Annotated in this window: 18 protein-coding genes and 3 pseudogenes; 7 read left to right on the top strand and 14 right to left on the bottom strand. The window is 72.5% G+C overall.

Translation table 11 applies throughout. From position 1 onward, the window contains the following. Positions 1 to 11: 11 nt before the first annotated feature. Both ACZ5XS_RS08020 and ACZ5XS_RS08015 read right to left on the bottom strand, forming a co-directional pair. A pseudogene (locus ACZ5XS_RS08020) lies at positions 12 to 524 on the bottom strand (RNA polymerase sigma factor); the annotation flags it as partial. Positions 525 to 689: 165 nt separating this feature from the next. Continuing rightward, on the bottom strand, positions 690 to 2,666 hold the full coding sequence (locus tag ACZ5XS_RS08015) for a ricin-type beta-trefoil lectin domain protein (RefSeq protein WP_468648886.1): 1,977 nt from the start codon (positions 2,664 to 2,666) through the stop codon (positions 690 to 692). 204 nt (positions 2,667 to 2,870) lie between these two features. Here ACZ5XS_RS08015 and ACZ5XS_RS08010 point away from each other — a divergent pair, with 204 nt between their 5' ends. Beyond that, positions 2,871 to 4,100 (top strand): glycosyltransferase, encoded by a 1,230-nt coding sequence (locus tag ACZ5XS_RS08010; RefSeq protein ID WP_468649136.1) that lies wholly within the window; start codon positions 2,871 to 2,873, stop codon positions 4,098 to 4,100. Between the two features lie 302 nt (positions 4,101 to 4,402). On the opposite strand, the gene ACZ5XS_RS08005 is transcribed toward ACZ5XS_RS08010, so the two are convergent. Next, positions 4,403 to 5,065, bottom strand: coding sequence for a TetR/AcrR family transcriptional regulator (locus tag ACZ5XS_RS08005; RefSeq protein WP_468648884.1), 663 nt, complete (start codon positions 5,063 to 5,065; stop codon positions 4,403 to 4,405). A 171-nt stretch (positions 5,066 to 5,236) separates the two neighbouring features. Here ACZ5XS_RS08005 and ACZ5XS_RS08000 point away from each other — a divergent pair, with 171 nt between their 5' ends. Beyond that, positions 5,237 to 6,490, top strand: a complete 1,254-nt coding sequence (locus ACZ5XS_RS08000; RefSeq protein WP_468648882.1) for a YncE family protein — start codon at positions 5,237 to 5,239, stop codon at positions 6,488 to 6,490. 403 nt (positions 6,491 to 6,893) lie between these two features. Here ACZ5XS_RS08000 and ACZ5XS_RS07995 read toward each other — a convergent pair whose 3' ends face one another. Both ACZ5XS_RS07995 and ACZ5XS_RS07990 read right to left on the bottom strand, forming a co-directional pair. Then, complete coding sequence (locus tag ACZ5XS_RS07995; RefSeq protein ID WP_468648880.1) at positions 6,894 to 8,753, bottom strand: endoglycosylceramidase; 1,860 nt, start codon at positions 8,751 to 8,753, stop codon at positions 6,894 to 6,896. A 93-nt stretch (positions 8,754 to 8,846) separates the two neighbouring features. Next, positions 8,847 to 10,817 carry a GTP-binding protein gene (locus tag ACZ5XS_RS07990; RefSeq protein WP_468648878.1) on the bottom strand — a complete coding sequence of 657 codons (1,971 nt, stop codon included), beginning with the start codon at positions 10,815 to 10,817 and terminating at the stop codon, positions 8,847 to 8,849. A gap of 216 nt (positions 10,818 to 11,033) precedes the next feature. On the opposite strand from ACZ5XS_RS07990, the gene ACZ5XS_RS07985 reads away from it, so the two are divergent. Beyond that, positions 11,034 to 12,155: an XdhC family protein gene (locus ACZ5XS_RS07985; protein WP_468648876.1), complete on the top strand. Its 1,122-nt coding sequence runs from the start codon at positions 11,034 to 11,036 to the stop codon at positions 12,153 to 12,155. A gap of 22 nt (positions 12,156 to 12,177) precedes the next feature. Here ACZ5XS_RS07985 and ACZ5XS_RS07980 read toward each other — a convergent pair whose 3' ends face one another. Together ACZ5XS_RS07980 and ACZ5XS_RS07975 are read right to left on the bottom strand one after the other, a co-directional pair. Next, positions 12,178 to 13,092: an aminoglycoside phosphotransferase family protein gene (locus tag ACZ5XS_RS07980; RefSeq protein WP_468648874.1), complete on the bottom strand. Its 915-nt coding sequence runs from the start codon at positions 13,090 to 13,092 to the stop codon at positions 12,178 to 12,180. Positions 13,093 to 13,183: 91 nt separating this feature from the next. Then, complete coding sequence (locus ACZ5XS_RS07975) at positions 13,184 to 13,684, bottom strand: metallophosphoesterase family protein (protein ID WP_468648872.1); 501 nt, start codon at positions 13,682 to 13,684, stop codon at positions 13,184 to 13,186. Positions 13,685 to 13,868: 184 nt separating this feature from the next. Between ACZ5XS_RS07975 and ACZ5XS_RS07970 the strand changes: the two genes are divergently transcribed. Continuing rightward, positions 13,869 to 15,833 (top strand): glycosyltransferase family 2 protein, encoded by a 1,965-nt coding sequence (locus tag ACZ5XS_RS07970; protein WP_468648870.1) that lies wholly within the window; start codon positions 13,869 to 13,871, stop codon positions 15,831 to 15,833. 121 nt (positions 15,834 to 15,954) lie between these two features. On the opposite strand, the gene ACZ5XS_RS07965 is transcribed toward ACZ5XS_RS07970, so the two are convergent. From ACZ5XS_RS07965 to ACZ5XS_RS07935, 7 genes and pseudogenes are all read right to left on the bottom strand, one after another. Then, positions 15,955 to 16,758: a class I SAM-dependent methyltransferase gene (locus ACZ5XS_RS07965; protein ID WP_468648869.1), complete on the bottom strand. Its 804-nt coding sequence runs from the start codon at positions 16,756 to 16,758 to the stop codon at positions 15,955 to 15,957. Continuing rightward, positions 16,755 to 16,922 (bottom strand): annotated as a pseudogene (locus ACZ5XS_RS07960) (dTDP-4-dehydrorhamnose reductase); the annotation flags it as partial. The gene ACZ5XS_RS07965 and the pseudogene ACZ5XS_RS07960, both read right to left, overlap by 4 nt. Before the next feature lie 104 nt (positions 16,923 to 17,026). Then, complete coding sequence (locus ACZ5XS_RS07955) at positions 17,027 to 17,431, bottom strand: hypothetical protein (protein WP_468648867.1); 405 nt, start codon at positions 17,429 to 17,431, stop codon at positions 17,027 to 17,029. Between the two features lie 100 nt (positions 17,432 to 17,531). Further along, positions 17,532 to 17,646 (bottom strand): annotated as a pseudogene (locus ACZ5XS_RS07950) (sugar phosphate nucleotidyltransferase); the annotation flags it as partial. Positions 17,647 to 17,719: 73 nt separating this feature from the next. Then, positions 17,720 to 17,899, bottom strand: a complete 180-nt coding sequence (locus tag ACZ5XS_RS07945; RefSeq protein WP_468648865.1) for a hypothetical protein — start codon at positions 17,897 to 17,899, stop codon at positions 17,720 to 17,722. Between the two features lie 163 nt (positions 17,900 to 18,062). Beyond that, a complete protein-coding gene (locus tag ACZ5XS_RS07940) occupies positions 18,063 to 18,482 on the bottom strand; it encodes a CBS domain-containing protein (protein WP_468648864.1) in 420 nt (139 codons plus the stop codon). Continuing rightward, complete coding sequence (locus ACZ5XS_RS07935) at positions 18,479 to 20,995, bottom strand: SpoIIE family protein phosphatase (RefSeq protein ID WP_468648862.1); 2,517 nt, start codon at positions 20,993 to 20,995, stop codon at positions 18,479 to 18,481. The genes ACZ5XS_RS07940 and ACZ5XS_RS07935 overlap by 4 nt, the downstream gene beginning before the upstream one ends. Positions 20,996 to 21,183: 188 nt before the next feature. On the opposite strand from ACZ5XS_RS07935, the gene lanKC reads away from it, so the two are divergent. The 3 genes from lanKC to ACZ5XS_RS07920 all read left to right on the top strand — a co-directional run. Then, positions 21,184 to 23,790 (top strand): class III lanthionine synthetase LanKC, encoded by a 2,607-nt coding sequence (gene lanKC / locus ACZ5XS_RS07930; protein ID WP_468648860.1) that lies wholly within the window; start codon positions 21,184 to 21,186, stop codon positions 23,788 to 23,790. Between the two features lie 57 nt (positions 23,791 to 23,847). Further along, positions 23,848 to 23,964 carry a SapB/AmfS family lanthipeptide gene (locus tag ACZ5XS_RS07925; RefSeq protein ID WP_383862910.1) on the top strand — a complete coding sequence of 39 codons (117 nt, stop codon included), beginning with the start codon at positions 23,848 to 23,850 and terminating at the stop codon, positions 23,962 to 23,964. Positions 23,965 to 24,055: 91 nt separating this feature from the next. Then, the coding region (locus ACZ5XS_RS07920) for an ABC transporter ATP-binding protein (protein WP_468648858.1) at positions 24,056 to 25,781 on the top strand (1,726 nt) is incomplete at its 3' end.

The following is a 25,781-nucleotide window of genomic DNA, read 5'->3' as shown; positions in this document are numbered from 1 at the left end:
ACGTGTGGGTCCGCGGCGCTCGCGGGGGACATGCGGTCGATCTCGGCTCTCAGCCGGCGGCGGGCCCGGTGCAGCCGCATCGAGGCCGCCCGTCGGCCGCAGCCGAGGGCGACGGCGACCTCGTCGATGCCGAGTTCCTCCCAGGCCGTCAGGCGCAGTACCTCCCGGTCGGCCGGGGAGAGACGGGCGAGGGCGTCGTGCACCCAGCCGCCCGGTGTCTCGGTGTCGGGACCTGCCGCGATGTGCCGCCCGTGCGCGGTGTCGTCGTTTCCGAGCCGGGCGACGAGCCGGCGGCGGCGGCCGTGGCCGCGTACCGCGTTGGCCAGGCAGTTGCGTGCCACGCCGTACAGCCAGGGCAGTGGGGACACCGGCAGGTCGGCCCGGCGGCGCCAGGCGACCGTGAAGACCTCCGCCACCACTTCTTCCACCTCGCCGGTCCGCCCGTCCAACCGCCGCGCGACGTAGCGGCTGACCGCCCAGTAGTGCTCGCGATAGGCAGCGGCGAAGCTTTCGTCGTTGCTCATGTTCCGTTCGTGTCCGGCACCTTCGTGATCGTCACACCTGTCTTTCGTGACCCTCGTCGCTCGCCACAACATCGAGGGGCGTCGCTTCGCGGCCTGTGCGGCGCCGCCTGTTGGCTGCTGGGCGGCGCCGCGGTGGCGTTGCCGGTGTGTCCGCCTGGGCGGGTGTTAGGTCAGCGTCCACTTCTGGTTGTCGCCGCCGTTGCACGACCACAGCACGAGCAGCGAGCCGTTGGCCGTGCCGTTGTTGTTCGCGTCGAGGCAGAGGCCGGCGTTGACGTTGGTGAGGGTGCCGTCGCTGTTCACGTTCCACTGCTGGTTGCTCTGGCCGTTGCAGTCCCAGATGACGACCTTGGTGCCGTTGGTGGTGCCGCGGTCGTAGGCGTCCAGGCACTTGTTGCCGTAGACCACGAGTTCCTTGCGGGAGGTGTGGGTCCACGACTGGTTCGGGCCGCCGTTGCAGTCCCACAGCTCGGCCTGGGTGCCGTTGGTGATGGTGTTGTCGTAGATGTCGAGGCAGCGGCCGGACTGCTTGCCGACGGCCAGGGTGCCGTTCGTGCCGGGCAGGGGCCGCACGGTGATCGAGTCGATGCCGGACGCTCCCGAGAAGGCGAGCGTGTTGGCGGAGCCCTTGGACAGGGAGGCCGCGACGGAGATGGTGCCCGGGGTCGATCCGGTCGGCGGGAAGGAGACCGTGGTGGGCGTCTGGCCGTTGACCCTCAGGGTGGCCGTGCGGGCGGTGGAGGTGTCGTTGGTGTAGGAGACGTCGACGGTCTTCAGGCCCGTGCTGCCGGCGACCACGCCGGTGAAGTCCGACGTTCCGGTGTAGGTACTGCTCGCCGCCTCCGTGCCGCCGGTGACCGTGAGCATCACCGAGCCGCCCGCCGGGACGCTCGCCGTGTAACTCGTGCCGTACGAACCGACGTCGGCGCGCGTCCACAGGTCACGGACGGTGGCGCCCGCGTTGGTCAGGCCGAGGTCCGACCAGCGCACGGTGATGTTCTTGGCGGCGGAGGTGCGGTTGAGCAGGACGACCGCACGGTTGCCGGCGCCGGACAGGACCTTGCCGTAGACCTGCGCCCCGGCGGTGTCCTCGGCGACCTCGACGCCCTGGAGACCGCGCGAGTCCTGGTCGACCGCGATGACCTCGGGGTTCTTGAGGATCGCGGCGGTCTCCGCGGTCATGGTGGCCAGGTTGTTGCCGGCCAGGAGCGGGGCGCCGGAGATCGCCCACAGGTTCATGTGGGTGCGGTTCTGGGCGGCGGTGAACCCGTCCATTCCGACCATCAGCATGTCCGGGTCGTTGTAGTAGCCGGTGTGCTGGGCCGTGGGGTGCAGGTTGGTGTCGTAGTTGGTCAGCAGGCTCGCCATGGAGGGCTTGTTGCCGTAGTAGATGATGTCGGTGTTGGTCCGCCACATCGCGCCCTGGCCCGGGGCCCAGTTCCACGGGTTCTGGTAGCCCCAGTTGCAGAGCGAGAGGGTGAGCGGGCGGCCCGTGGTGGCCGTGGCCTTCGTGACGGCGTCGCTGATGGCCTGGTACGTGGTCTTCGCGTCGAGGCCCTCGACGTCGCCGCCGCACCAGTCGACCTTCACGAAGTCGAAGCCCCACTGGGAGAACTGCAGCATGTCCTGGTCGTAGTGGCCCTCGCTGCCGGAGCCGGGCGCCGCGGGCCGGCCCGTCGGGAAGTAGTAGCCACAGCCGTCCTTGCCGGCGTCGGTGTAGATGCCCGCCTTCAGGCCCTTGCTGTGGATGTAGTCGGCGATGGCCTTCATGCCGCCCGGCCACTCGGTCTCATCGATCGTGATGTTGCCGGCGGCGTCCCGGGTGCCCTGCCACCAGCCTTCGTCGATGTTGATGTACTGGTATCCGGCCGCGGGCAGGCCCGCCGCGACGAACGCGTCGACCTGCTGCTTGATCACGTTGTAGTCGATCTTCGCGACGAAGCTGTTCCAGGAGGCCCAGCCCATCGGGGCCGTGGTCACCGGTATCTGACGGGTCGTCGCCGCCTGTGCCGGGGTCGGCTGGGCGAACAGCAGCGCGGCGGTCGCGGTCAGGGCGAGAACGAGGGCGCGGACGGCGGTGGCTCTGCAGCGCTGCGCGAGACCTCTGAGGGTCGCGCGGGGTGATCGCGGCGGGGGATACATGCGGCTCCTTCATGGGGGAGGAACCCCGAGCGCGGTCGATATCTCGAACGAAGATCGGTGTTCCGAACACTGTGCGCGCCGAACGTAGAGCCACCAGGGAGTCAAGTCAACGGATGCGACAGGCGTGAAGTCGCTTTCCTGATGCGGTCGTTCGCCCGGGACGGGCGGTCCGCCGCCATACTGGCCGTCGTGCGCGTAGCCATCATGACAGCGGGATCCCGGGGTGACGTGGCCCCCTACACCGGCCTGGGGCACGGTCTGGCCCGTGCCGGACACGAGGTCACCCTGGTCACCCACGCCCGGTTCGAGCCGCTCGCGGCGCGGGCCGGGCTGCGGTTCCATCCACTGCCGGTGGACCCACGGGCAGAGCTGGAGTCCTCGCGTGGGCAGGGGCTGCACCGCAGCGCGTCCGGCGTCGGAAAGCTGGTGCGGGTGGCCGCGATGGCGCGGGCGCTGGCCGGTCGGATGACCGACGACCTGGTGGCCGCGGCCCGCACGAGCGACGCCCTGCTCGTGGCCGCCTCTCTCGGCCCGCTGGGGCACACCATCGCCGAGGGGCTCTCCCTGCCGAGCATCGGCGTCCACCTCCAACCCCTCTCCCCCACCCGGGAGTTCGCGCCGCCGATGCTGGGCGTCGGCTCCTGGGGCTCCGTCGGCAACCGCGTCGCCGGGGTGGGCGTGAGCCTGGCCCTCGAGCATGTCTTCGCAACGGCCGTACCACCCCTGCGGGCCCGGCTGGGTATGCCCCGGTCCCGGACCACGGCGGGGCCGTGGTCCCGGGAGCGGCAGGGCCGGCCGGTCCTGCACGGCTTCAGCCCGCTGGTCGTCGCCCGGCCGCGCGACTGGCGGGCGGGCCTCGAGGTGGCCGGCTACTGGTGGCCGTACGACGGCACGGACCGGCTGCCGGCCCGGCTGGAGGACTTCGTCGACGCCGGACCTCCGCCGGTCTTCGTCGGGCTGGGCAGCGCGACCGTGCCCGATCCACGGCGGCTCGGCGCCGAGATCGTGCGCGCCCTGCGGGCGGCCGGGCTGCGCGGGGTGATCCAGCGGGGCTGGGCCGGACTGGAGGCTTCCGGCGACGACATGCTGACCATTGACGAGGTCCCGCACTCCCTGCTCTTCCCGCGGATGGCGGCCGTCGTCCACCACGCGGGCGCGGGCACCACCGCGGCCGGGCTGCGGGCAGGAGTACCGGCCGTTCCGGTACCGGTCCAGTTCGACGAGGGATTCTGGGCGGCACGACTGGTCGGCCTGGGCGTGGCCCCCCGCGCCCTGCCGCTGCGCCGCCTGACGTCCGACACGCTGGCCACTGCGCTCGTACGGGCCACCCGGGATCCCGGACACGGGGAGCGGGCGCGGGCGCTGGGGGCACGCATCCGGAGCGAGGACGGGGTCACGCCGGTGCTGGAGGCGGTGAACCGGCTGAAGACTTAGACAGGCTCAGACGCGCACCGGCCGACCGGCAAGGGCAGCCACACACGCGCACCGGCCGAACGACGAGGCAGCCACCCACGCGCACCGGCCGAACGACGAGGCACGCCACGCTCGGATGAGGGTCCCGCCGGTGGTGCATCGCGCCGACGCTGAGCCGGTCCGACTGGTCCGGCCGGTCCGGCCGGTCCGGCCGACCGCAGGCAACCGGGTTGCGGACGCCGTCCGCCCCGGCGCTCCCATGCCGGACCCGCCCCGCGGCGAATGGGCCGACAGCCGCCGTTCCACCACACACGCGCCCACCCCTAGCCGGCCCCCGGCACCCACCCCGGCGGCCGCAGGATTCCCAGCAACTGTCCGACCAGCTCGTCGACCACCTCGTCGAGCGTGGCCTCCACCCACCCCGCGCTCCAGTCGTGCAGCAGGCCGTTGACGCTGCCGATGAACGCGGTCGCGGCGAGCCGGTAGTCGCGGGGCGCCGCCTCTCCCCGCGCGGCGGACGCCTCCGCCTCGGCGCAGACCAGGTCGACCCACCGGGCACGGCGGGCCAGGCGCTGTTCCTCCAGGCGCGCGCTGACGCCGATGATCTCGACGAAGGTGATGCGGACGCGACGCGGGTCGGCGGTGACGTTCGCGGCGTAGGCGCGGAAGAGGGCGGCGGCGCGTTCGGCGATGGGCAGGTGCTGCGCGTCGGCGACCGCCGCGACGACGGCCCCCTCGGCCCAGTCGTTGACCTGGAGGTGGAGAGCGGCGAGGACGTCCTCCAGGGTGCGGAACTCCTCGTAGAACTGGCGCGTGGACAGCCCGGCGGCCTCGCTGAGCGCGGCGACGGTCGTGGCCCGGTATCCGGGGACGCCGCCGAAGAGCTGGAGTGCGGCGTCCAGGAAGCGGCGGCGCCGCTCGGCCTGCCGTTCCTCGGCCGACTTGCCGCCGTAACGGCCGCTCGGCGCCCTGAGTCTGCCCGCCACCGTGCCTCCCCGCTGCCTCGCCCCGTCCTGGGACACCAAGTTTGTCGTGTACGCGGTCTTGTCGAGAAGGCCACCCCTTCCTTACTTTCGAGTAAGTCAACTCTGAATGCAGTCGTGTTCAGAATCATCGCCGCGTCCCGGCACCCGCCCACCCCAGAGGAGAGAGCACTCATGCCTGCTTTCAGATCCAGGCACCTTTGCTCCATGGCCGCCGCCCTCGTCCTGACCGTCACCGCCCCCGCGACCGTCGCCGGCGCCGCCTCGGACTCCTCGGCCGCGGCCCTGCGCGAGGTGATGTTCGTGGGCAACAACTGGGAGGGCACCGCCGACGTCATCAAGTCGACCGGGGACTTCGCGAAGGTCGGCCGGATCAACGTGATTCCCGACAAGGACCAGCGGATGGCGGAGATCAACGCCGATCCGATCCGGTGGATCGCCTTCATGACCATCCGCAACAGCGTCGGCGAGGGCCACGACCAGTTCGTCGACGACATGTACTCCACCCCGGACGGCAGGTCGGTGGTGGTCTCGCGGCCGAGCTTCGCCGACGTCGTCTCGATCGACCTGGCCACCGGGAACATCAACTGGCGTTTCCCCGTGTCGGGTTACCGTTCGGACCACATGGCCGTCTCCCCCGACGGCAGGCGGGTCGCGGTGTCCGCGTCGACCGGGAACACCGTGCACGTGCTGGACATCGTGACCGGCAAGCAGCTCGGCTCCTTCGCCACCGGCGACAAGCCGCACGAGAACATCTTCAGCAACGACGGCAAGTACATCTGGAATATGTCCATCGGCGACGTGAACACGGCGACCGACGCGCCGTGGCTGGACTGGACGAAGGGCAACCGGCTCATCACCGTCGTCGACGCGACCACGTACAAGCGGGTCAAGGTCATCGACATGCGGCAGCGGCTGGACGCGATCGGTCTGAAGGACCACTCCGACGCGGTCCGGCCGGCCGTCTTCTCGCCCGACGAGTCCAAGCTGTACTTCCAGGTGTCGTTCTTCAACGGCTTCTTCGAGTACGACATCGCCACCGACAAGATCACCCGGACCAAGACCCTGCCGAAGAACCCGGCGACCAGTGACGACCGCACCACGTTCGTCAACGACTCGCGCCACCACGGCATTTCGATGAAGCCGGACGGCTCCAAGCTGTGCGTGGCGGGCACGATGGACGACTACGCGACGGTCGTGGACCGCGCCACGCTCCAGGAGGGCCCGCTCGTCCCCGTCGCCAAGCCCTACTGGGCGACCGTCAGCGGTGACGGCAAGAGCTGTGTCGTCTCCGAGAGCGGCGCCGACCAGGTCACGGCGATCGACTTCGCCACCGGCAGGAAGACGGTGTCCGTCCCGGTGGGCGACCACCCGCAGCGCGTACGCCTCGGCCACGTGACCGCCGGCTGGACGGGCACGGCCTCCTGAGGCTACCCACCCGTCAGCCGGGCAAGTGTTTTTGACCGCCCCGGCCCGTTCCGCCCTCGCTCCGCCGTGCGCTGCGCGGCGAACCGAGGAGGCGCGGGCCGGGGCGGTGCGGTGGGGCGGTGCGGTGGGCTGGAGGCAGGCGCCGACCGGCGATGCGCCGACGCCCTCGGCCAGGTGCCGGCCGCGCGGAGCCGTGGTGGCCGACAGCGAGGGCGGTGAGGGCAACCAACCTCATGCCCGCCTCGCCCGGCGTAAGCCGGCCGGCCTTGTCGTGGTGGTGCAGCGTGCGCACCACCACTCTCCGGCCAAGGACGCGACCTGCCTCCGGAGCAGCAGCTCACGCACCTTCCCTCGCGTCGGGGTTCGGCCTGGACCCCGACGCGAGGGGAAGGGTCGAACGCGGTCAGCGCACGCGCTGTGCCGCCCATGCCGAAAGCTCGGACCGGGCCGCGGCGAGCAGGTCCGCCGGGGGCGAGGTCGCCCCGTTGGTCACCAGCGCGTAGTGCAGGACCCCGTTGTCGGGAGCGGTGAGCAGGAGGCGGCGGCTGCCCGTGGCGCCCGGTTCCGCGGCCGCCGCGACCGGGGTCGTCCGGGTGTACGCCGGCGGGCCGTAGGAGGTGCCCAGGTCGGAGACGACCGTGGTGGTGGAGGTGGGGAAGGATGCCGGGAGGTGCAGTTCGGTGGGCGCCGAGGTGCCGTCGGAGCGCCACAGCAGCAGCCCGTACTGTCCGGAGCCCACCAGCCGGGAGACGTTCGGCAGTGAGCTCGGTACCGGGTTCCAGGTCAGGGTCGTGGAGCCGTCGCGGGAGCGGTCCTCATAGGTGAAGGCGACGGTCGTCCCGGCGGTGGCGCTCGGGTAGAGGCGGTCGAGGAGCCGGGCGTCCTGGCGCAGTACGGCCGTTCCCGAGTCGTTCAGGCGTACGGCCGACAGGTCCTCGTCGTTCCAGGCGTCGCCGGTGGTCAGCACCTTGTCGGGGTTGTTGTTCATCAGCTCGCGGTGACGTCCGTTGTAGATGTCCCACTGCCACTGCGAACCGGACAGGACCGGGCCGGACGCCGTCGGGTTCGACCACCAACTCGCGCCCGGCAGGCGGGAGTCGAGGGCCTGGTACATCGCCTTGAGGACGGTGGGCGCCTTGTCGGAGACGTTGCCCGCCAGGGGGTGGCCGAACTCGCTGATGATTCCGGCCGTGTCGGTGGCCGCGGCGCGGTCGCGGACCGTCCCGAAGTCGGTCGAGTACTGACCGTCCCCGGCCTTGCCCGGCATGAAGATCCCGGAGATGGCCTTCTGGTCGTAGAAGTGGGTGTTGAACACGTAGTCCGGGCCGAGGGTCCCGGCGTCGAGGAGTCCGCCCTCCTGCTTCTGGAAGCTGATGTTGGCGTTCCAGAACAGGTTCGGCTCGACGAAGGCGGGCTTGTCCTGCCAGCCGGCCGTGTCCATGCGGGCGCGGAACTTCTCGTAGAAGGGCCACAGCACGTCGCGCTCCCAGGCCCGGCTGGTCTGCCCGGAGTCGTACACGCCGGCGTGCGGCTCGTTGTAGGGATCGAAGCCGACGATGCCGGCGAACTGGGCGGCGCCGACGTGCTGTTTGACGTACGCCATCGTCTTCTGGGCGGTGGTGAGGAACGCGTCCTGGAGGCCGTACGCGTTGTGCCAGAAGTCGTACGACGCCTGCTTCACGGCCTCGTTCTGGGTGATGTTCTGACCCCAGAACAGGCAGATCCCGCAGTTCTCGTCCGGGTAGTTCCCGGCGTCCACGGCCCACTTGGGGGCGCCGTCGCCCGTGTACCAGCTGTCGGAGTCGAAGAGGTGGCGGGAGTAGAGGTCCTGGTGGAAGTCGGGGTAGACGCGGATCCCGGCGTCCAGGAACGCGCGCATCTGGTCGGTGGCGGCGGCCAGGTAGGCCGTACTGACCTGGCCGCGCACGGGTTCGGCGTAGGCCCAGGAGAGCAGGAAGCGGACCGTGTTGCCGCCGCCGAGGGCGCGCAGCGCGGTCGCGGACTTCTTCGCGTCGGCGACGGAGGCGAAGGGCAGGCCGTTGTTCTCGGCCAGTTTGGTCTCGCCGGAGACGTTGTAGCCGCGCAGGACGACCTCGCGGCCGAGGCCGTCGGTGAAGCGGCCGTCCTGCACGGTGACGGGGGTGTCGTCGAACCAGAGGGAGTCGGGGAGGGCTTCGGCGGTGGCGGGTCTCACGCCCGTCGCCGTCAGGAATCCGGAGAGGACCACCAGAACAACGAGCAGACGCGCGCGTATATTCGGCATGTCCATTACAGTCCGGTGATTTCCTGACAACGTCAACACATCTGACTGCTGAGTAAGTGTCAACTTCTCGCACCCGCCTCGGCGACCGGAACCTCACCCGCCCACCCGACGTGTCACGTTCAGCAGGTACTCCTTGCGGTGCAGCGGGTTGTTGTCCGTGCGCGGCCTGCGCGGCACCGTGCCGTGTGTGACAGGCGCGTAGTGGTCGAAGGCGCTCTCCAGTTCCCCCTCACCCCGGGTGAGCCCCGGAAGCCGCTGCTCCAGTGCGTGTACCCGGTCCGCCGGAACGACACCCTCCAGAACACAGGTCTCATCCCGCGTCTCGGTGGTCTGCGGGACGGCCCGCAGGGCGGTCAGCACCGGAAGCAGCGCCCCCAGGGTGTCCGCCGGGGCCTCGGCGCGGAAGCGGTGCATCGGCTCGTACACCTGGCTGCCCGCCCGCCTGAGCGCCTCCACGAGGACCAGCGGGGTCAGCCCCCGGAAGTCGGCCCCGGTGCTGGACATGCTCTTGTCGAAACCCTGGTGGGAGTGGCTCTGCCGCGGCCAGTAGCCGCAGTGGGTCAACGTGACCGTGCAGTCGGTGACCTGCCAGCCGTGCAGACCCTGTCCGAGGGTGCCGCGCACGGTGTCCTCGACGGCCTTGAAGAAGGCGTACGGCATGGAGCCGAGTTCCACCTCCAGCCGGAAGCCGACTCCCGTCCCGGGCGGCGCCGGGTCGACGCGCAGGCCGACGGTGGCGAGGAAGGGGTTGGCGTCCTTCTTGATGAACTCGGCCGCCGCCCCGGTCCCGGCCGGCCTCTCGACGCACAGCGGCGTGGTCTCGCGGAAGGTGACGTCGAGTCCGAACTCGTCGGCGAGGGTGGCCTGGATGACCTCCTTCTGCACCTCGCCGTACAGGGACACGGAGGTCTCCCGCCGTACCTCGTCGTGCCGCAGGCCGATCAGCGGGTCCTGTTCGGCCAGTTGAACGAGCGCGAGATGAAGGGCTCTGCCGTCCGTGCCCGGGCCGGGGACGACGACCGTCTCCAGGGTCGGCGGGGCGAAGAAGTGGCCGTACGCCTTGCGGGGTTCGCCGAGGGCGTCGCCGATCCTGACGTCGGCGAGGCCCCGGAGCTTGGCGATGCGGCCCGCGCAGACCGTGTCCCGGCGGACGTCGGTGCCGTGGTCGAAGACGCTGATCGCGGTGATCCTGCCGTCCTCACGGGCGTCGCCGAAGGTGATCCGGTCACGGATGCGCAGGCTTCCGGAGAAGATCCGCGCGTACGCCACCTTCTCCCCCGCCGGGCCCCGTTCGACCTTGAAGACGGTGCCGGACAGCGGGCCGTCGGGGTCGCCGCCCGCGGCGGGCAGCAACTCCTTGATGCCACCGATCAGTTCGCCGACGCCCGCGCCCGTGACGGCGGAGCCGAAGTACACCGGGTGGACCAGGGCCTGCCGGGTCCCGTCGGCGAGCGCGGCACGCAGCCGGGCTTCGGAGACGGTGCCCTCGACATAGGCGGACAGCAGGTCGTCGTCGTGGTCGGCCAGGACGTCGAGCGCGGCCGGGCCGAGGCCGGGGGTGAAACGGGCGCCCGGCGTGCCGAGCCCGGCGGCGGTGCCCATCGGTACGGCGGAGGGCGTGAGCCGTTCGGCGACCGCCCGCAGCACGCCCTCGTACCCGGCGCCCCGTCGGTCGATCTTGTTGACGAAGACGAGTGTGGGGATGCGCAGGCGCTGCAGGGTCCGCATCAGGACCCGGGTCTGGGCCTGGACGCCCTCGACCGCCGAGACGACGAGCACGGCGCCGTCGAGGACGCCGAGGACCCGCTCCACCTCGGCGATGAAGTCGGGGTGGCCGGGGGTGTCGATGAGGTTGACGGTCACGTCGTCGATCGCGAAGGAGACGACGGCGGACTTGATGGTGATGCCGCGCCGGCGCTCCAGCGCGAGCGTGTCGGTCTGCGTGTTCCCGTCGTCGACACGGCCGATCTCGTCGATCACACCGACCGAGTGCAGCAGCCGCTCGGTCAGGCTGGTCTTACCCGCGTCGACGTGCGCGAGGATGCCGAGGTTGAGCAAGTGCACGGAGCGTCATGTCCTTTGAAGAGGGGGTGATTCCTTCCGGGGCGGACATGAGCGGTGCGCGCATTGCTTCTCCTGAATCGTGCGGTGAGGCCGGGACGAGGTTCACTTGAAGTGCAGCAGGTCCAGGGCCACCGGGGCAACGGATTAACGCTCGACCAGTGGCCACGCGACGCGGGTGCCAGGAGCCCACGTGGCTTGCGTGGAAGGAGCGGAACCGTGCGTGACATTCTTCCGGTGGTGAGCGGCTGGTACGCGGCCCGTGCACCGTTCGGCCTGGCCACGGTGGTGGCGGTCAGCCGCAGCACGCCGCGCGATCCCGGTGCGGCCATGGCCGTGGGTCCGGCCGACGAGGTCGTGGGCAGCGTGTCCGGCGGCTGCGTCGAGGGGGCGGTCTTCGAGCTCGCCCAGGAGGTGGTGGCGAGCGGGGAGGCCCGCCTGGAGACCTTCGGGTACAGCGACGCGGACGCCTTCGCGGTCGGGCTCACCTGCGGCGGCGAGATCACCGTGCTGGTCCGGCCCGTCACCCCGCGGTCGGACCCGTCCTTCGGCGCGGTCGCCGAGTCGGTCGCCGACGGCCGCCCGGTCACCGTGGCCACGGTCACCGACGGGCCGGCGCCGCGCGGAGCCACCCTCGCGGTGTGGCCGGACGGGGTGGCCGGCACGCTCGGCACATCGGGCCTGGACGCGGCGGTCACGGCCGACGCGCGCGGGGAACTCGCCCTCGGCACGACGGGCCTGCGGCACTACGGCCCCCACGGCGAACGCCGCGAGGACGCGGTCACCGTCTTCCTGCACTCCTTCGCGCCTCCGCCGCGCATGCTGGTGTTCGGTGCGATCGACTACGCGGCCGCCGTCGCCCGCATCGGCGACTTCCTCGGCTACCGGGTCACGGTGTGCGACGCCCGCCCGGTCTTCGCCACCCCCAAGCGCTTCCCGGAGGGCGTCGAGGTGGTCGTGGACTGGCCGCACCGCTATCTCAGGGGCACCGGCACCGACGACCGCACGGTGATCTGCGTCCTCACCCACGACCCGAAGTTCGACGTGCCGCTGCTGGAGGAGGCACTGCGCCGGCCGGCCGCGTACATCGGGGCGATGGGCAGCCGTCGCACCCACGACGACCGGCTGCGACGGCTGACGGAGGCCGGCCTCGCGGCGGGCGAGCTGTCCCGGCTGCGCTCCCCCGTGGGCCTCGACCTCGGGGCCCGTACCCCGGAGGAGGTCGCGGTGTCCGTCGCCGCGGAGATCGTCGCGCTGCGCTGGGGCGGCAGCGGCGCCCCACTGACGGCGACGGCGGGAGCGATCCATCCGGCGGGCCCTAGACCCGGTCCCCGTCGGTGACTCCTGGCGGGCGCTTCGGTCGTCAGGAACCGTGCCGGCGGTGGTCCTCGACGACCGCCTCGAGGTGACGCAGCGCCGCCGTCACCCGTGCGGGGTCCGCCTGGAAGAACGGGTCGTCCGGCACCGGCAGCGACCCGGCCACCGCCCAGCCCCGCCCGCGCGCCCAGGTCGCGTCGTCGAGGTCGACCGCCTCCCGGAAGGCGTCCCGTGCCCGGGCGGGCAGGAACTTCCAGGCGGGCAGCAGATCCACCGCCGGGTCGGCCACGGCCAGCGTCCCGAAGTCGATGACGGCGCTGAGCCTGCCGTCCACGGTCAGCAGGTTCCCCGCGTCGAGGTCGCCGTGGATCCACACCGGCGGCCGGTCCCACGCGGGGGCGGCGAGGGCCGCCTCCCACACCTCCGTCACCGCGTCCGTGTCGACCAGGCGTGCCTTCTTCAGAGCTTCGATCTTGACTCGTACGAGTGAATCCTCGGCCACCGAATCCCGTGGGTCGCCCATCGGCACCCCGCGGAACGCGTTGCTCTGCTCGGGACCCGGCCCGCCCGTGGCGTCGATCGGCCGGAGGGCCCTGAGGAACCCGGCGAGATCACGAGCCGCCCGGACGGGGTCGGCCAGTGCCTCCGTCGTCGCCGTGTCCCCCTCCAGCCAGCGGTACACCGACCAGGGGTACGGGTAGCCCTCGCCGGGTTCGCCCTTGGCGACCGGCTCGGAGACGGGCAGCGGCAGCCGCGGTGCGAGGTGCGGCAGCCAACGGTGTTCGCGCTCCACCTGGCCCACCCAGTGGGCGTAGCGCGGCAGCCGCACCGACAGACCGGTGCCGAGCCGGAAGGTGGCGTTGTCCATGCCGGACCGCTCCACGGGGGCGACGGGCAGGTGCGCCCACTGCGGGAACTGGGCGGCGAGCAGGCGGCGTACGAGGGCGGTGTCGATCAGCACGCCGTCCAGTTGACCGGGGCCAGGCCCCGGACGTCCAACGAATATGCGGTGCAGGCCACTTCGGGAAGTGAGCGCGTTCGGTGCCCCCTTCCTACCGCGGGGGCAGACGGTGCAGCCGTACGTCCGTGAGACGGCCGTCGGCCACCGTCGCGGTCATGTAGGTGCAGTGGGGCTGGCGGCGGCGATCGGTCGGCGAGCCGGGGTTGAGCAGGCGCAGGCCGGTGGGCGCGGTGGTGTCCCAGGGAATGTGGCTGTGCCCGAAGACCAGGACGTCGGCGTCGGGGAAGCGGGCGGCACAGCGGGTCTCACGGCCCTGGGCGGCACCCGTCTCGTGGACGACGGCGAAACGCAGGCCGTCGAGTTCGGCGTACGCCACCTCCGGGAGCCGGGCGCGCAGCTCCGGCCCGTCGTTGTTGCCGTACACGGCGACGAGCCTGGCGCTGCGGGCCTCCAGCAGGTCGAGGGTGGCGGTGTCCACCCAGTCCCCGGCGTGGAACACGACGTCCGCGCGCGGGAGTTCGGCCAGCAGCGGCGCGGGGAGCTCCTTGGCGCGTCGCGGCAGGTGGGTGTCGGACATCAACAGCAGGCGCACCGCGCCAGATTACCCGCGCCGGGGTGACGGCATCCGCAGGCCCGCCGGGCCCCCGCCGACGGGACACGCCGCGTGTCCCCGCCGGTGGGCCGACGATGGACAAAGGGCTCGGTGGCGTTAGCATCTGCCAACGCGTACCAGCGACATCACCCACGGCAAGCGAACTGAGGGGGCCCGGAGCCCGATGCCGGTGAAGGTCAGCGTCATCGTTCCCGTCTACAACCCGGGGACCTACATCGAGGACTGCATCGCTTCGTTGCTGAGGCAGTCACTGCCTCCCGACGAATACGAAGTGATCTTCGTCGACGACGGTTCCACCGACGGCACGCCCGCCCGACTCGACGAGGTCGCCGCGGCGAACCCCCGGGTCGCGGTCGTCCACCAGGAGAACTCAGGTTGGTCGGGCAAGCCCCGAAACGTGGGGATCGCCGCAGCCCAGGGCGAGTACGTCATGTTCGTCGACAACGACGACTACCTCGGGGACGAGGCCCTCGAGCGGATGTACGACTACGGGGTGGCCAACGGCGCCGACGTCGTCGTCGGCAAGATGGCCGGCAAGGGCCGGCCGGTGCCGGTGGAGCTGTTCCGCCGCAACCACCCGCGCGCGAGCGTGGCGAACGCCCCGCTGATCGACAGCCTCACCCCGCACAAGATGTTCCGCCGGAAGTTCCTCGACGACATCGGGCTGCGCTTCCCGGAGGGCAGGCGGCGGCTCGAGGACCACGTCTTCGTCACCGAGGCGTATCTGCGCGCGGACAACGTCTCCGTGCTCAGCGACTACGTCTGCTACTACCACGTCAGGCGGGACGACGCGTCCAACGCCGGCTTCCAGCGCTTCGATCCGGGCGGGTACTTCAAGAACCTCCGCGAGGCCCTCGACGTCGTCGAGCAGTACACCGAGCCGGGACCGGTGCGTGACCGGCTGCTGCGGCGCTGGCTGCGCAACGAGATGGTCGAGCGGATGCGCGGCCGACGGCTGCTCAAGCTGCCCGCGGACTACCGCAGGGAGCTCTTCGACGAGATCCACGGGGTCGTCGTCGAGCGCTTCGGGCCGGGTGTCGCGGCGGGGCTCCAGCCGACGCAGCAGATCGTCGCCGCGCTGATCGCCGCCGACCGCTACGACGACGTGGTGGCGTTCGCCGAGTGGGAGGCCTCCGTCGCCCTCAAGGCCGAGCCCGCCGGCGTGCGGTGGGAGGACGGGACACTGCGCGTCGACTTCGCCGTCGAGTACACGGTCGGCGGCGAACCGATGACGTTCCCGGCCGACCCGGCCGGTACCCCGCCCTCCGGTCCGCCGCGGGACGTCGCCGAGGCGGTCGCCCGGGTGGCCGCCGACAGCGTCACCCGGTTCGGGACGGCCACGGCGGACCTGCTGCTGCGTGAACGCGCCACCTCCGCCCAGTACTTCCAGCCGGGCGAGATCACCCGGGAGATCATCCCGGTGAAGGAGGGCGACCAGGTCCAGCTGGTGCTACGCGTCACGGCCGTCGTCGACCCCGCCGCCGCGGCCGACGGCGCTCCCGTGAACGCCGGGCTGTGGGACTTCTACGTCCGGGTCAAACTGGGCGGCTGGACCAAGGACTGCCGCCTCGGGCCGGTCCGTCCGGCCCCCCGCGGGCACCGGACGGCCGCGCTCGGCGGTGTGGTGGCCGGCCGGGTCGTACTGCCGTACTGGACCGACCCGCACGCCGGTCTCGCCCTGTCCGTCGACAGCGCGGACAAGCGGCTGGGCCTCGCCGGCGTGCCCGCCAAGGACGTCACCGTCACCGACGGCCGGCTGCACGCGCCCCTGCCGCTGTACGTCCCCGGCGACGCCGATGTGCTGCTGCGGCTCACCGGCTCGGCCTCCCGCGACGTCCCCGGCACGCTGTCGCCGTCCCCGGACGGCTCCGGCGCGCTGCTGGAGGCCGCGCTGCCGGTCGGCGACCTCAAGGGCACGACCTGGCAGGTCGCCCTGTGCCCGGCCCCGGTTGCCGGCGTGCCCCGCTTCCTCTCCCTGTCACCGGCCCTGCGGGTCGGGGCGGGCGGAGTGCAGGTGGTGCACCCGCCCGGGCCCGGTGTCGTGGAGCGGCTGGCGCGCACGGCGCGGCCGCTGCTCGGACGGATCCGGAGGAAGGCCGCGGCCAAGGTCAGAGCCTGGCGGGCGTGACGTGAGACGTGCGTGCGCCGCCACGCGGCGCCGGCGCTCGCCAACGCGGAGCGGGTCCGGGACCACTGTGGTGGTCCCGGACCCGCTCCGTGTTCTGTGAGGGCCGGCGCGGCCCGGGGGGTCAGCGAGTGCCGGTGACCTTCTCCAGGGCCGTGCGCAGCGGCTCCCAGCCGCGGGAGCGGCTGACACCGAGGTTGCGGGCCTTGGCCAGCGGGCCCCAGAAGGGGGCTTCCACCAGAGCCTTCGGCGGCACCGCCTGGACCCGTTCCAGGATCGCCTCGGGCACCTTCTGCGGGTCCGGCACGTCGAACTCGGCCATGATCTCGTCGTACTTGTCGTCCAGGACCCTGTTGTCCGGGTCGGCGCCGAACACGACGAGCTGACCGGTGGGCTGGGTGTCGACGAAGACGGTGACCAGGTCGGGGCGGTAGCGGCGGAGGATCTCGGCGACCTTGTAGACGTCCCCGGTCCAGGCGCCGGTGTGCCGGTCGCGGGCGGCCTCGTCGATGTTGCGGGGCAGCATGTCGTCGAGGACGATCACGCTCGACCAGTCGGAGTGCTTCTCCACGTTCATGAAGTCGCGCAGCGCGTACTCGAACAGGTGCATGCCGTCGATGAACGACAGGTCGAGGGTGGTGCGCCGCCAGTAGCCGATCGGGCTGCGGCCCCGGCGCAGGTTGCGCATCGGGTGACGGCCGCCCTTGAGGTGCCCGATCGGGTTGGGCCGGGCGAAGAAGTCGTCGCTGGTGGCCTTCACCAGGTGGACGTCGCACCGGATCTCGGTGACCACCTTGAACGCGGGGTCGATCGCGATGCTGGGGACGCGGGAGAGGGCAAGACTGCGTCCGTCGTTTACCCCGATCTCGAGGTAGTTGCGGTTGGCGCTGACCTTGTGCAGCTCCCGCAGGAACTCATGGCGTTTCACGCAGGGGACTCCTTGCGGATCCGTGGAGGGGCTTCATTCGGGGTGGGGCGGGGGGCGGGCCGGGGAAGGGCCTCGCCACCGACGGGGCGTACCCGGTCGGGGCCGGCGCCGAGGAGGCGGAACACCTCACGGGCCGGGTCGTACCAGGTGGCCTCGCCGGAGCTGGGGGCGGGCGGGGAACCGCCCGCGTCGCGGCGGGGTGCGAACGGGGTCGTCGTACGGGCGGAGTCGGGTCCGGGGGTGCCGCCCGCTTCGGTGACCGGCCGCCTCATGCCAGGCCCTGCGTGTGTCGCTTCAGGGGCTTCCACCCGCGGTGGCCGAGTTCGGTGCGGACCTTGAACCGGTCGACGCGGTTCCGGTCGGCGCCGCAGGCATCCGACCGGAGGACGAAGTTGTTCGCACGTGCGATCGAGCGATCGGTCTGCGACTGGGTGGCCAAGGGTGCGATCCGGGCGGCTTCGGCCGTCGGTTCGTCGACGGGTCCGGCCTCGTGGATGTCGCCCTGCACGAACTCCAGCCGGGGAAGGCCGAGTTCGGGAAGGGCGAGGGTGACTGCGCGGGCGAGCCTGTCGAGCGCGGCGGTCCGGGCCGCGTCGGACGCTTCGTCTGCGCGCGGCATGCGGAGGTGGGCCGGCTCGATGAACCCGGCGGCGCCGGTGACGAGGAGGTTCATGGGTGGATCTGCACCTCGCTGCGATCTCCGACGTGGGAGTCGCCGACCAGGGTTCCGGAGGGGGCGGCCGCTGGTGGGGGCGCGAGGCGGATCCGGGCCTGCGGGCCGTGGAACAGCACAGTTTTGTTGGCAACGGGCACCAGCTGTTCGGCCGACGTGTGCGTGATCGGCCTCAACCGTGTACCGGCGCCGCCGGACGACACGAGAGCCTTCATCTGCGTCACCATAGCCCGGCGGAACGGACCGTGGCGAACACCTGGCCCTGGCGTCACGGCCCGTGTGGGACGGTCAGTCCTCACCCCTGAAGATGTTCCCCTCGCCGTCCGGCCGCGCGGCGCGCTGGGTGCTCTCGTCCGCCACGGCGGGCAGGCACGTCCGCAGGGCACGTCCGTCGCGCAGGCGGCGGGCCCTCGACCAGCCCGTCTCGGGCCTGCGGGCAGCGGGTTTCTCACTGGTCTGCGCGGTCACGGCACTTCATCTTCCTTCTGCGTCCGGTCCTGCTCCCGGCCCGCTCCGGGGCCGGGCGCTCCGTCCTTCCGAGCTGCGCCACCGAGTCCCCCGAGACGGTGCGGTGAAACCGGCGCCCCCCTTCTCAGGCACCGATTTCGCACTTCCGTTCGGGCTGTCGTCCTCAGGTGTTGGGCCGGGCCGCGCTGATGTCGCCCAGGGCCGACTCGGGGTCGCGTTCCATCGCCAGGTCGTCGAGGGCGACGATGCCGACGGGGCGGCCGCCCTCGACGACCGGGAGACGGCGTACCGCGTGCTCGCGCATGAGCTCGACGGCGTGGTCCACGTCGTCCTCGGGGGTCAGGGTGACCAGGTCGCCGCTGCAGGCGTCGACGACGGTGGTCTGTTCGGGGTCGCCGCCCTCGGCGAGCGAGCGCACCACGAGGTCGCGGTCGGTGACCAGGCCGCGCAGCTCGTCCCCGTCCGTGACGATGACGGCTCCGAGGTCCTGGTCGCGCATGATCCGGGCCACCGCCGTCACGGACGTCTGCGGTTCCACGGTGACCGGCGCGCTGGTCATGATGTCGCTGACGTGCTGGGTCATGGCATGCCTCTCTGCTCGGGGTTCTGGGCCCCGGGTACCCCGGTCGGCGCGACGTCGTACCCCTCCAGGGAGATCTCGCTCCAGACCTGCTTGCCGCCGCTGACCGGCACGGTTCCCCACGTCGCCGACATGGCCTCGACGAGGAGGATGCCGCGGCCGCCGGTGGCCTCCCAGCCGATGCTGGTGGGCTTGACGGGGGTGCGCGCGGAGGAGTCGGTGACGGCGACGCGCAGCCGGTGGTTGACGAGGGTGAGGTCGAGACGGACCCGGCCGTCGGTGTGGACCAGGGCGTTGGTGACGAGTTCGGAGACGACGAGCAGGACGGCGTCCATGGCGTGCGCCGGGATGCCCCAGGCTCGCAGGGTGCGGCGGGTGAAGCGGCGGGCCTGCCCGACGGCCTGGGGGACGCGCCACACCGTCCAGGCCTCGCGCTGCGGGCGGGAGGCCATGCCGTCGTAGCGCAGCAGGAGCAGGGCGACGTCGTCGCTGCGGCGGGCGTTGCCGAGCAGGGCGTCGGCGACGAGGCCGAGGTGGCCGGGGTCGGAGACGGCCAGCCCGTGGGCGAAGCGGTCCATGCCCTCGTCGATGTCGGCATCGTGGGACTCGACCAGACCGTCCGTGGTCAGGGCAAGGACGGTGCCCGACTGCAGCCTGAGCGGGCTCATCGGGAACTCGCCCTGCCTCACCACGCCGAGCGGTGGGCCGCCGTCCGCCTCGGGGATCTCGGTGCTGCCGTCCGGGTGACGCAGCACCGGCGGGAGGTGTCCGGCGCGCACGTACCAGGCGGAGCCCTCCTCCAGGTCGACGTCGACGTAGGCGCAGGTGGCGAAGAGGTCGGTCTCCAGGTCCATCAGGAGGCGGTTGGCGTGCGAGACGACCACGTCCGGGGGGTGGCCCTCGACGGCGTAGGCGCGCAGGGCGGTGCGCATCTGGCCCATGAGGGTGGCGGCGGCCGCGCTGTGGCCCTGGACGTCGCCGATGACGAGGGCGACGTGATTGTCCGGCAGGGGGATCACGTCGTACCAGTCGCCGCCGAGCTCGAGGCCCGCCGTGCTCGGCAGGTAGCGGGCGACGGCCACCGCGCCGGGCAGTCTGGGCAGGCGGCGCGGCAGCAGCTGGCGCTGGAGCATGCCGACGAGTTCGTGCTCGGCGTCGAAGGCGTGGGCGCGCATCAGGGCCTGTCCGGCGAGGCCCGCGGAGGCGGTCAGCAGGGCACGCTCGTCGGTGCCGAAGTCGTGCGGGGTGTCCCAGCCGATGAGACAGGCGCCCGCCATCCGGCCCACTCCGGGTAGCGGCAGTACGGCGAGGCCGCCGGGGCCGACCTCGGCGAGGGCGGGCTCCAGGGCGGTGCCGGCGGGCCAGATCTGCGCGCGGCCCTCGCGCAGCGCGGCGGCGAGGGTCGGCATGGCGCGCACGGGTGCGTCGGGCCATTCGGAGCGCCATTCCAGGCGCCACAGCTCGGGCCAGTCCTCCGGTTCGGGCGGGTCGAGGACGGTGACGACGAGCCGGTCGCCCTCCAGTTCGGCGAGGGCGATCCGGTCGGCCCGCAGCGGTGCGCGCAGCGCGGCGACGACGGCGTGACTGACGTCGCGGACCGTGCCCGCGATGGCGAGGACGGCGGCCAGGCGCTGGACGCGGGCCACGTCGGTGACGTCGGAGCGCAGCGTGGTGGCGTCGCCGACGGTGCCCACGAGCCGTACCGGGCGGCCGTCGCCGCCGGGCAGGAGGCGACCGCGCAGCCTGAGCCATCTGGGCGGTCCGGTGGGCTGCAGGACGCGGAACTCCAGCTCGCGGTCGCCGATGGACATGTGGTCGGCCTCCACCACCGACATCAGCGAGGGAAGGTCCTCCGGCACGGTGAGGCCGAGCAGGGTCTCGACCTTGCCGTCGAACGCGTCGGCGCTGATGCCGAACAGTTCCAGGATCTCGTCGCCGACCTCGACGCGGCCGGTGTCCATGGCGAGGCTGAAGGCACCGGCGGCCAGGTCGCCGCCCTCGGTCCGCTCGGCGGGGGCCGGGCGGACGACGGCGCCGGCGATCAGTTCGAGGCACTTGCGGCCGTCGGTGCCGAAACCGGCCGTGTCCTCGCTGACGGCGAGCAGGCAGGCCCCGCCGCCGTCGCCGTGCGCGGGCAGGGCCGCCAGATGGAACTCCTGCGAGAGCGCGCGCCGGGACTCGGGGCAGGCGGCGAGTTCTCCGGGGCCGAGCACCACCGGCCGGCCGTCGCGCAGGGCGGTGGCCACCGGGGAGCGGCCGGAGCGGGCGTAGGTGTCGCGCAGCCCGTACAGCGTCCGGGGCACGCCGGCGGATTCGATCAGGCACAACAGGTCGTCGTCCTCGGCCGGGATGTACACGGCGGCGAAGGTCGCCCCCGCGAAAACGAGCGCCAGTTCGAGGAGGTGGTGCAGCCGTTGCGGTGAGCCCGGTTCGTCCGTGAGCGAGGTCAGGGCAGCTTCGGCACGCAGCGTTCTCGCTCCGCGTCCCGCCGCGCCCTCACTGACCACGTCCGCCATTACAACGCTTATGGGGCACCTGCGCAGCCCCTGTGACCGTTCCGTGGAGTCACCGGGCGGTCCGCGCTCGAAACTCCCCGAACATGTCTTTACGCATGCGTACCGCACGGCGATCTCGTGACAGACGTGACTGTCCGTGGCCGTGGGCTCACTGGAAAGCTCAGTGCCGGTTCCACGGAGGGGGACGCATGGACAAGCGCTACGAGGTCTACGCACTCGCCGACAGACACTTCTACGAGACGCCGGACCGGCTGTCCGCGGAGGGACAGGAAGCGGCACCGCTGTACGAGACGGCGCGGCGCGCGGTGCCCGAGGGCTGGGACGCGACGCGGATCGGCGACTGGCTGGCGCTCACGCCGCTCGGCCCGGACGGCTCACGGGTGGCGGGTCCGGCCCAGGGCTGGAAGATCCACGCTTCGGCCGTCCGGGCGAACGCGGAGAGGATCGCCGCGATCGTGTGGGACTACTGCGTGCCGCGCCGCATCCCGTTCAAGTTCGTGCCCGGCCCGCATCTGCTGCACCTGCGCAACACCAAGTACGCGGGTCGCGACACCAGCGGCAAGTTCGTCACCGTCTACCCGGCCGACGAGGAGCAGCTGCACGACGTGCTGCGCGAGCTGGGCCGGCTCCTGAAGGGCTTCGAGGGGCCGTACATCCTCACCGACCTGCGCTGGTACGACGGCCCGCTGTACGTCCGCTACGGCGCCTTCGCACGCACCTTCGTCGTCGACGACCGCGGCTCGCTCGTGCCGGCGGTGCGCGACGGCGAGGGGCGACTGGTGCCGGACCGGCGGGCACCCTCCTTCCAGGTGCCGGAGTGGGTCACCCTGCCGGCCTTCCTGGAGCCGCATCTGGCGGCGCGGAACACCACGACGGTGGGCGAGCTGCCGTACCGGATCGAGAAGGCACTGCACTTCTCCAACGGCGGCGGGGTGTACGCGGGCACCGACCTCCGGGACGGCAGCAAGGTCGTCCTCAAGGAGGGGCGGCCGCACGCGGGACTGGCCTCCGACGGAGCCGACGCGATCACCCGCCTCGAACGGGAGAAGTACGCCCTGGAGCAGGTGTCCGGGACCGGTGTGGTGCCGGAGGTGCGGGACTGGTTCACGCTCGGCGACCACCGTTTCCTGGTCATGGACTTCCTGGAGGGGCGGCCGCTCAACTCCTTCTTCGCCGAGCGGCACCCCCTGCTGACCCCGGACCCGGATCCGGAGGCGGTCGCCGCCTACTCGGCGTGGGCGGTGCGCATCCACCAGGCGGTGGAGCGGGCGGTGGAAGCGGTGCACGCGCGCGGGATCGTCTTCAACGACCTGCATGTCTTCAACATCATGGTCGGCCCGGACGAGGAGTCGGTGTCCCTGCTCGACTTCGAGGCAGCGGCCCCCGTCTCGGAACAGGGCCGGCAAGTGGTCGCCCATCCGGGCTTCTTCGCCCCGCCGGACCGTACGGGCATCGACGTGGACCGGTATGCGCTGGCCTGCCTGCGCCTGGCCCTCTTCCTGCCCGTCACGACGCTGTTCGTCGTGGACCGGGGCAAGGCGGCCCACCTGGCGGAGGTCATCGCCGGCCAGTTCCCGGACGTACCGAAGGAGTTCCTGCAGGAGGCGGTCACGGAGATCACGCGGGACGTGGCCGCGCGCCCGTCGCCGCCCCCGGTCTCCTTCGTGGAGCCCGGCGACTGGCCCTACAGCCGCGACTCCATGGTCAAGGCGCTCCTCGCCTCGGCCACCCCCGAGCGCGACGACCGGCTCTTCCCCGGCGACATCACCCAGTTCTCCGACGGCGGCGGCCTCGGACTCGCGCACGGCGCGGCCGGCGTGCTGTACGCGCTGGACGCGGTCGGCGCCGAGAGGTACGACGAGGGCGAACGCTGGCTCCTCGACCACACCGCGCCGGCCCCGATCGGCACCTCGCTCGGCCTGTACGACGGTCTCGCGGGCGTCGCCCACGTCCTGGACCGGCTCGGCCACCGGCAGCGCGCCCTCGACCTGATCGACGGGATCCTGAAGGAGCGCTGGCAGAACCTCTCCTCCGACCTGCACGGCGGACTGGCCGGACTCGGCCTGGTCCTGCGCGGCCTGGCCGACACCACCGGCGAGAAGGAGCTCGCCGAACGGGCCGCCGAGGCCGCTCGGATCCTCGTACGGCGACTCGCGGAGCCACCTCCCACGACGTCCCGGCGCCGGGCCGGACTCCTGCGGGGCTGGACCGGGCCCGCGCTGTTCCTGCTGCGGCAGTACGAGCACACCTGCGAGCCGGAGCTGCTGGCGGCGGCCGGCGGGGCGCTGCGCCGGGACCTGGAGAACTGTGTGACCCGCGAGGGCGGCTCGCTGGAGGTCGACGAGGGCTGGCGGACGCTGCCGTACCTCGGCGACGGCAGCGCCGGCATCGGGATGGTCCTCGACGACCACCTCGCCCACGTCGCCGACGACACCGGGGAGTGGGAGCGGGCCCGCGCCGGCGTACTCACCGCCGCCACCTCCCGCTTCTACGCGCAGCCCGGCCTCTTCCAGGGCCGTGCCGGGATGATCCTGCACCTCGCCCGTACCGGCACGCCCGGTGCCGGCGACGCACGGCTCGGCGAGCAGATCGCCGGGCTCGGCTGGTACGCGATGTCCTACCAGGGCCAACTGGCCTTCCCGGGCCACCAGATGATGCGGCTGTCGATGGACCTGGGCACCGGAACGGCAGGGTGCCTGCTCGCGCTCGGCGCGGCCCTCGACGACCGGACGACCGCGCACCTGCCGTTCCTGCCGCCGCTCGGGCGGCCCACAGAACGCGGCTCCGCAACCTGACGGAGTCGTGACCCAACCCCGTCCCCACGGGTGGACGACCTAGAGGAAGGACACGAGATGGCACTTCTCGACCTGCAGACGATGGAGTCCGACGAGCACACCGGCGGCGGCGGCAACAGCACGCTGAGCCTGCTGTCCTGCGTCAGCGCGGCCAGCATCACGCTCTGTCTCTGACGAGCACCGTGCAACCGTGGCCCCGGGCGGTGCGCTCCCTCACGGGAGGGCCGCCCGGGGCCCTGTGCACCACCCCCGGATGTGAGGCCGCATGACCACCTGTGCCGACAAGGGCCTGACGGCACCGGCCGCCCGGCACAGCATCACCCACTGCGTGGCCCTGTGCCTGGTGAGCACGGCCGCGACCGGCGCCGGCCTGCTGCTGCCGGCCGCACTCGGCCGGGCCCTGGACCAGCTGCTTGCCCAGACCCCGGCGACCCGCTGGGTGCTGTACTGCGCCGGCCTGGTCCTGCTGATCGCCCTGCTCGACGCGTGTCAGACCGTGCTCGGCGGCACGGTCGACGCCCGCACCACGGCCTGGCTGCGCCGGCACCTGACCCGGCACGTGCTGGACGTGGGCCCCCGGGCCGCCGCCCGCTTCGGGCCGGGCGACCTCGTGGCGCGCCTCGTCGGCAACGCCGCCCAGGCCGGTACCGCACCCGCCGCACGCGCCGCGCTGGTCGCCGCGCTCGCCGGGCCGGTCGGCGGCGTCGTGGCGCTGGCCCTGATCGACCCGTGGCTCGCGGCGGTGTTCCTCGCCGGAGCGCCGGTGCTGGCCTTGCTCCTGCGGACCCTGTCCCGGGACACCTCGCGGTGCGTGACGCACTACCAGGAGGTACAGGGGCGGATCGCGTCCGCCCTGGCCGAGGCCGTCGCCGGCCATCGCACCATCGCGGCGGCCGGTACGGCGGACCGGGAGACCGCGCGGATCCTGCGGCCGCTGCCCGAACTCGCCCGGGCGGGCCATCGCATGTGGCAGGTGCAGGGCCGTGCGGCCGGCCAGGCCGTCGCCGTCGCCCCGCTGCTCCAGCTCGCGGTCGTGGCCGTGGCCGGGGTACTGCTCACCCGGCACCGGCTGTCGGTGGGCGACATGCTCGCCGCCTGGCGGTACGCGGTTCTCGCGGCGGGTGTCGGCGTGCTGGTCGGACAGCTCGCGGGGCTCGCCCGGGCCCGGGCGGCCGCCGGACGCCTCGGTGAGGTCCTCACCGAGCCCGCCCCCGCCTACGGCCCGCGCCGGCTGCCTCCAGGCCCGGGCCGGCTGGAGCTGCGCCAGGTGACCGCCCGGCGCGGCGGGCGGGCCGTGCTCGACGGCGTCGACCTCGTCGTACCCGGCGGGACGACACTCGCGGTGGTCGGCCGGTCGGGAGCGGGCAAGTCGCTGCTCGCCGCGGTCGCCGGGCGGCTCGCCGACCCGGACGCCGGACAGGTCCTCCTCGACGGGGTGCCGCTGCGCGAACTGACCCACGACGAATTGCGCCGCGCGGTCGGCCACGCCTTCGAACGCCCCGCGCTGCTGACCGGCACGGTCGAGGACGCGATCGGCCTCGGCCTGCCGTCCCCCTCCCCCGCCCGGATCCGCGAGGCCGCCCGGACAGCCCGCGCGGACGACTTCGTCCGCCGTCTCCCCCACGGCTACGACACGCTGTGCGCCGACGCCCCGCGCTCCGGCGGCGAGTCCCAACGCCTGGGCCTAGCACGGGCGTTCGCCCACGGCGGCCGGCTGCTGATCCTCGACGACGCCCTCTCCAGCCTCGACACGGTGACGGAGGCGCACATCACCGAGGCGCTGGTGAGCGGCGGTCCGGGCAGCACCCGGCTCCTGATCGCCCACCGCGCGGCCACGGCAGCGCGCGCAGACGCGGTGGCGTGGCTGGACGGGGGGCGATTGCGGGCGGTGGGACCGCACGAGGAGCTGTGGCGGGACGCGGAGTACCGGGCGGCGCTCGGGGAGCCCGGTACTTCTGGCGAGCCCGGTGACGACTCCGGCGGATCCGGGC

Source organism: Streptomyces sp. NPDC033131, assembly GCF_055578365.1.
Note: the sequence above shows the minus strand (reverse complement) of the source record. Positions and strands in the feature narration are given on the sequence as shown.

What these genes read in the sequence shown, in the direction of transcription:
- ACZ5XS_RS07970 (WP_468648870.1), top strand. Translation starts at nt 13,869, where the DNA reads ATGCCGGTGAAGGTCAGCGTCATCGTTCCCGTCTACAACCCGGGGACC.
- ACZ5XS_RS07925 (WP_383862910.1), top strand. Translation starts at nt 23,848, where the DNA reads ATGGCACTTCTCGACCTGCAGACGATGGAGTCCGACGAGCACACCGGC.
- ACZ5XS_RS07935 (WP_468648862.1), bottom strand. Translation starts at nt 20,995, where the DNA reads ATGGCGGACGTGGTCAGTGAGGGCGCGGCGGGACGCGGAGCGAGAACG.
- ACZ5XS_RS07940 (WP_468648864.1), bottom strand. Translation starts at nt 18,482, where the DNA reads ATGACCCAGCACGTCAGCGACATCATGACCAGCGCGCCGGTCACCGTG.
- ACZ5XS_RS08000 (WP_468648882.1), top strand. Translation starts at nt 5,237, where the DNA reads ATGCCTGCTTTCAGATCCAGGCACCTTTGCTCCATGGCCGCCGCCCTC.
- ACZ5XS_RS08015 (WP_468648886.1), bottom strand. Translation starts at nt 2,666, where the DNA reads ATGTATCCCCCGCCGCGATCACCCCGCGCGACCCTCAGAGGTCTCGCG.
- ACZ5XS_RS07955 (WP_468648867.1), bottom strand. Translation starts at nt 17,431, where the DNA reads ATGAACCTCCTCGTCACCGGCGCCGCCGGGTTCATCGAGCCGGCCCAC.
- lanKC (WP_468648860.1), top strand. Translation starts at nt 21,184, where the DNA reads ATGGACAAGCGCTACGAGGTCTACGCACTCGCCGACAGACACTTCTAC.
- ACZ5XS_RS07995 (WP_468648880.1), bottom strand. Translation starts at nt 8,753, where the DNA reads ATGCCGAATATACGCGCGCGTCTGCTCGTTGTTCTGGTGGTCCTCTCC.
- ACZ5XS_RS08010 (WP_468649136.1), top strand. Translation starts at nt 2,871, where the DNA reads ATGACAGCGGGATCCCGGGGTGACGTGGCCCCCTACACCGGCCTGGGG.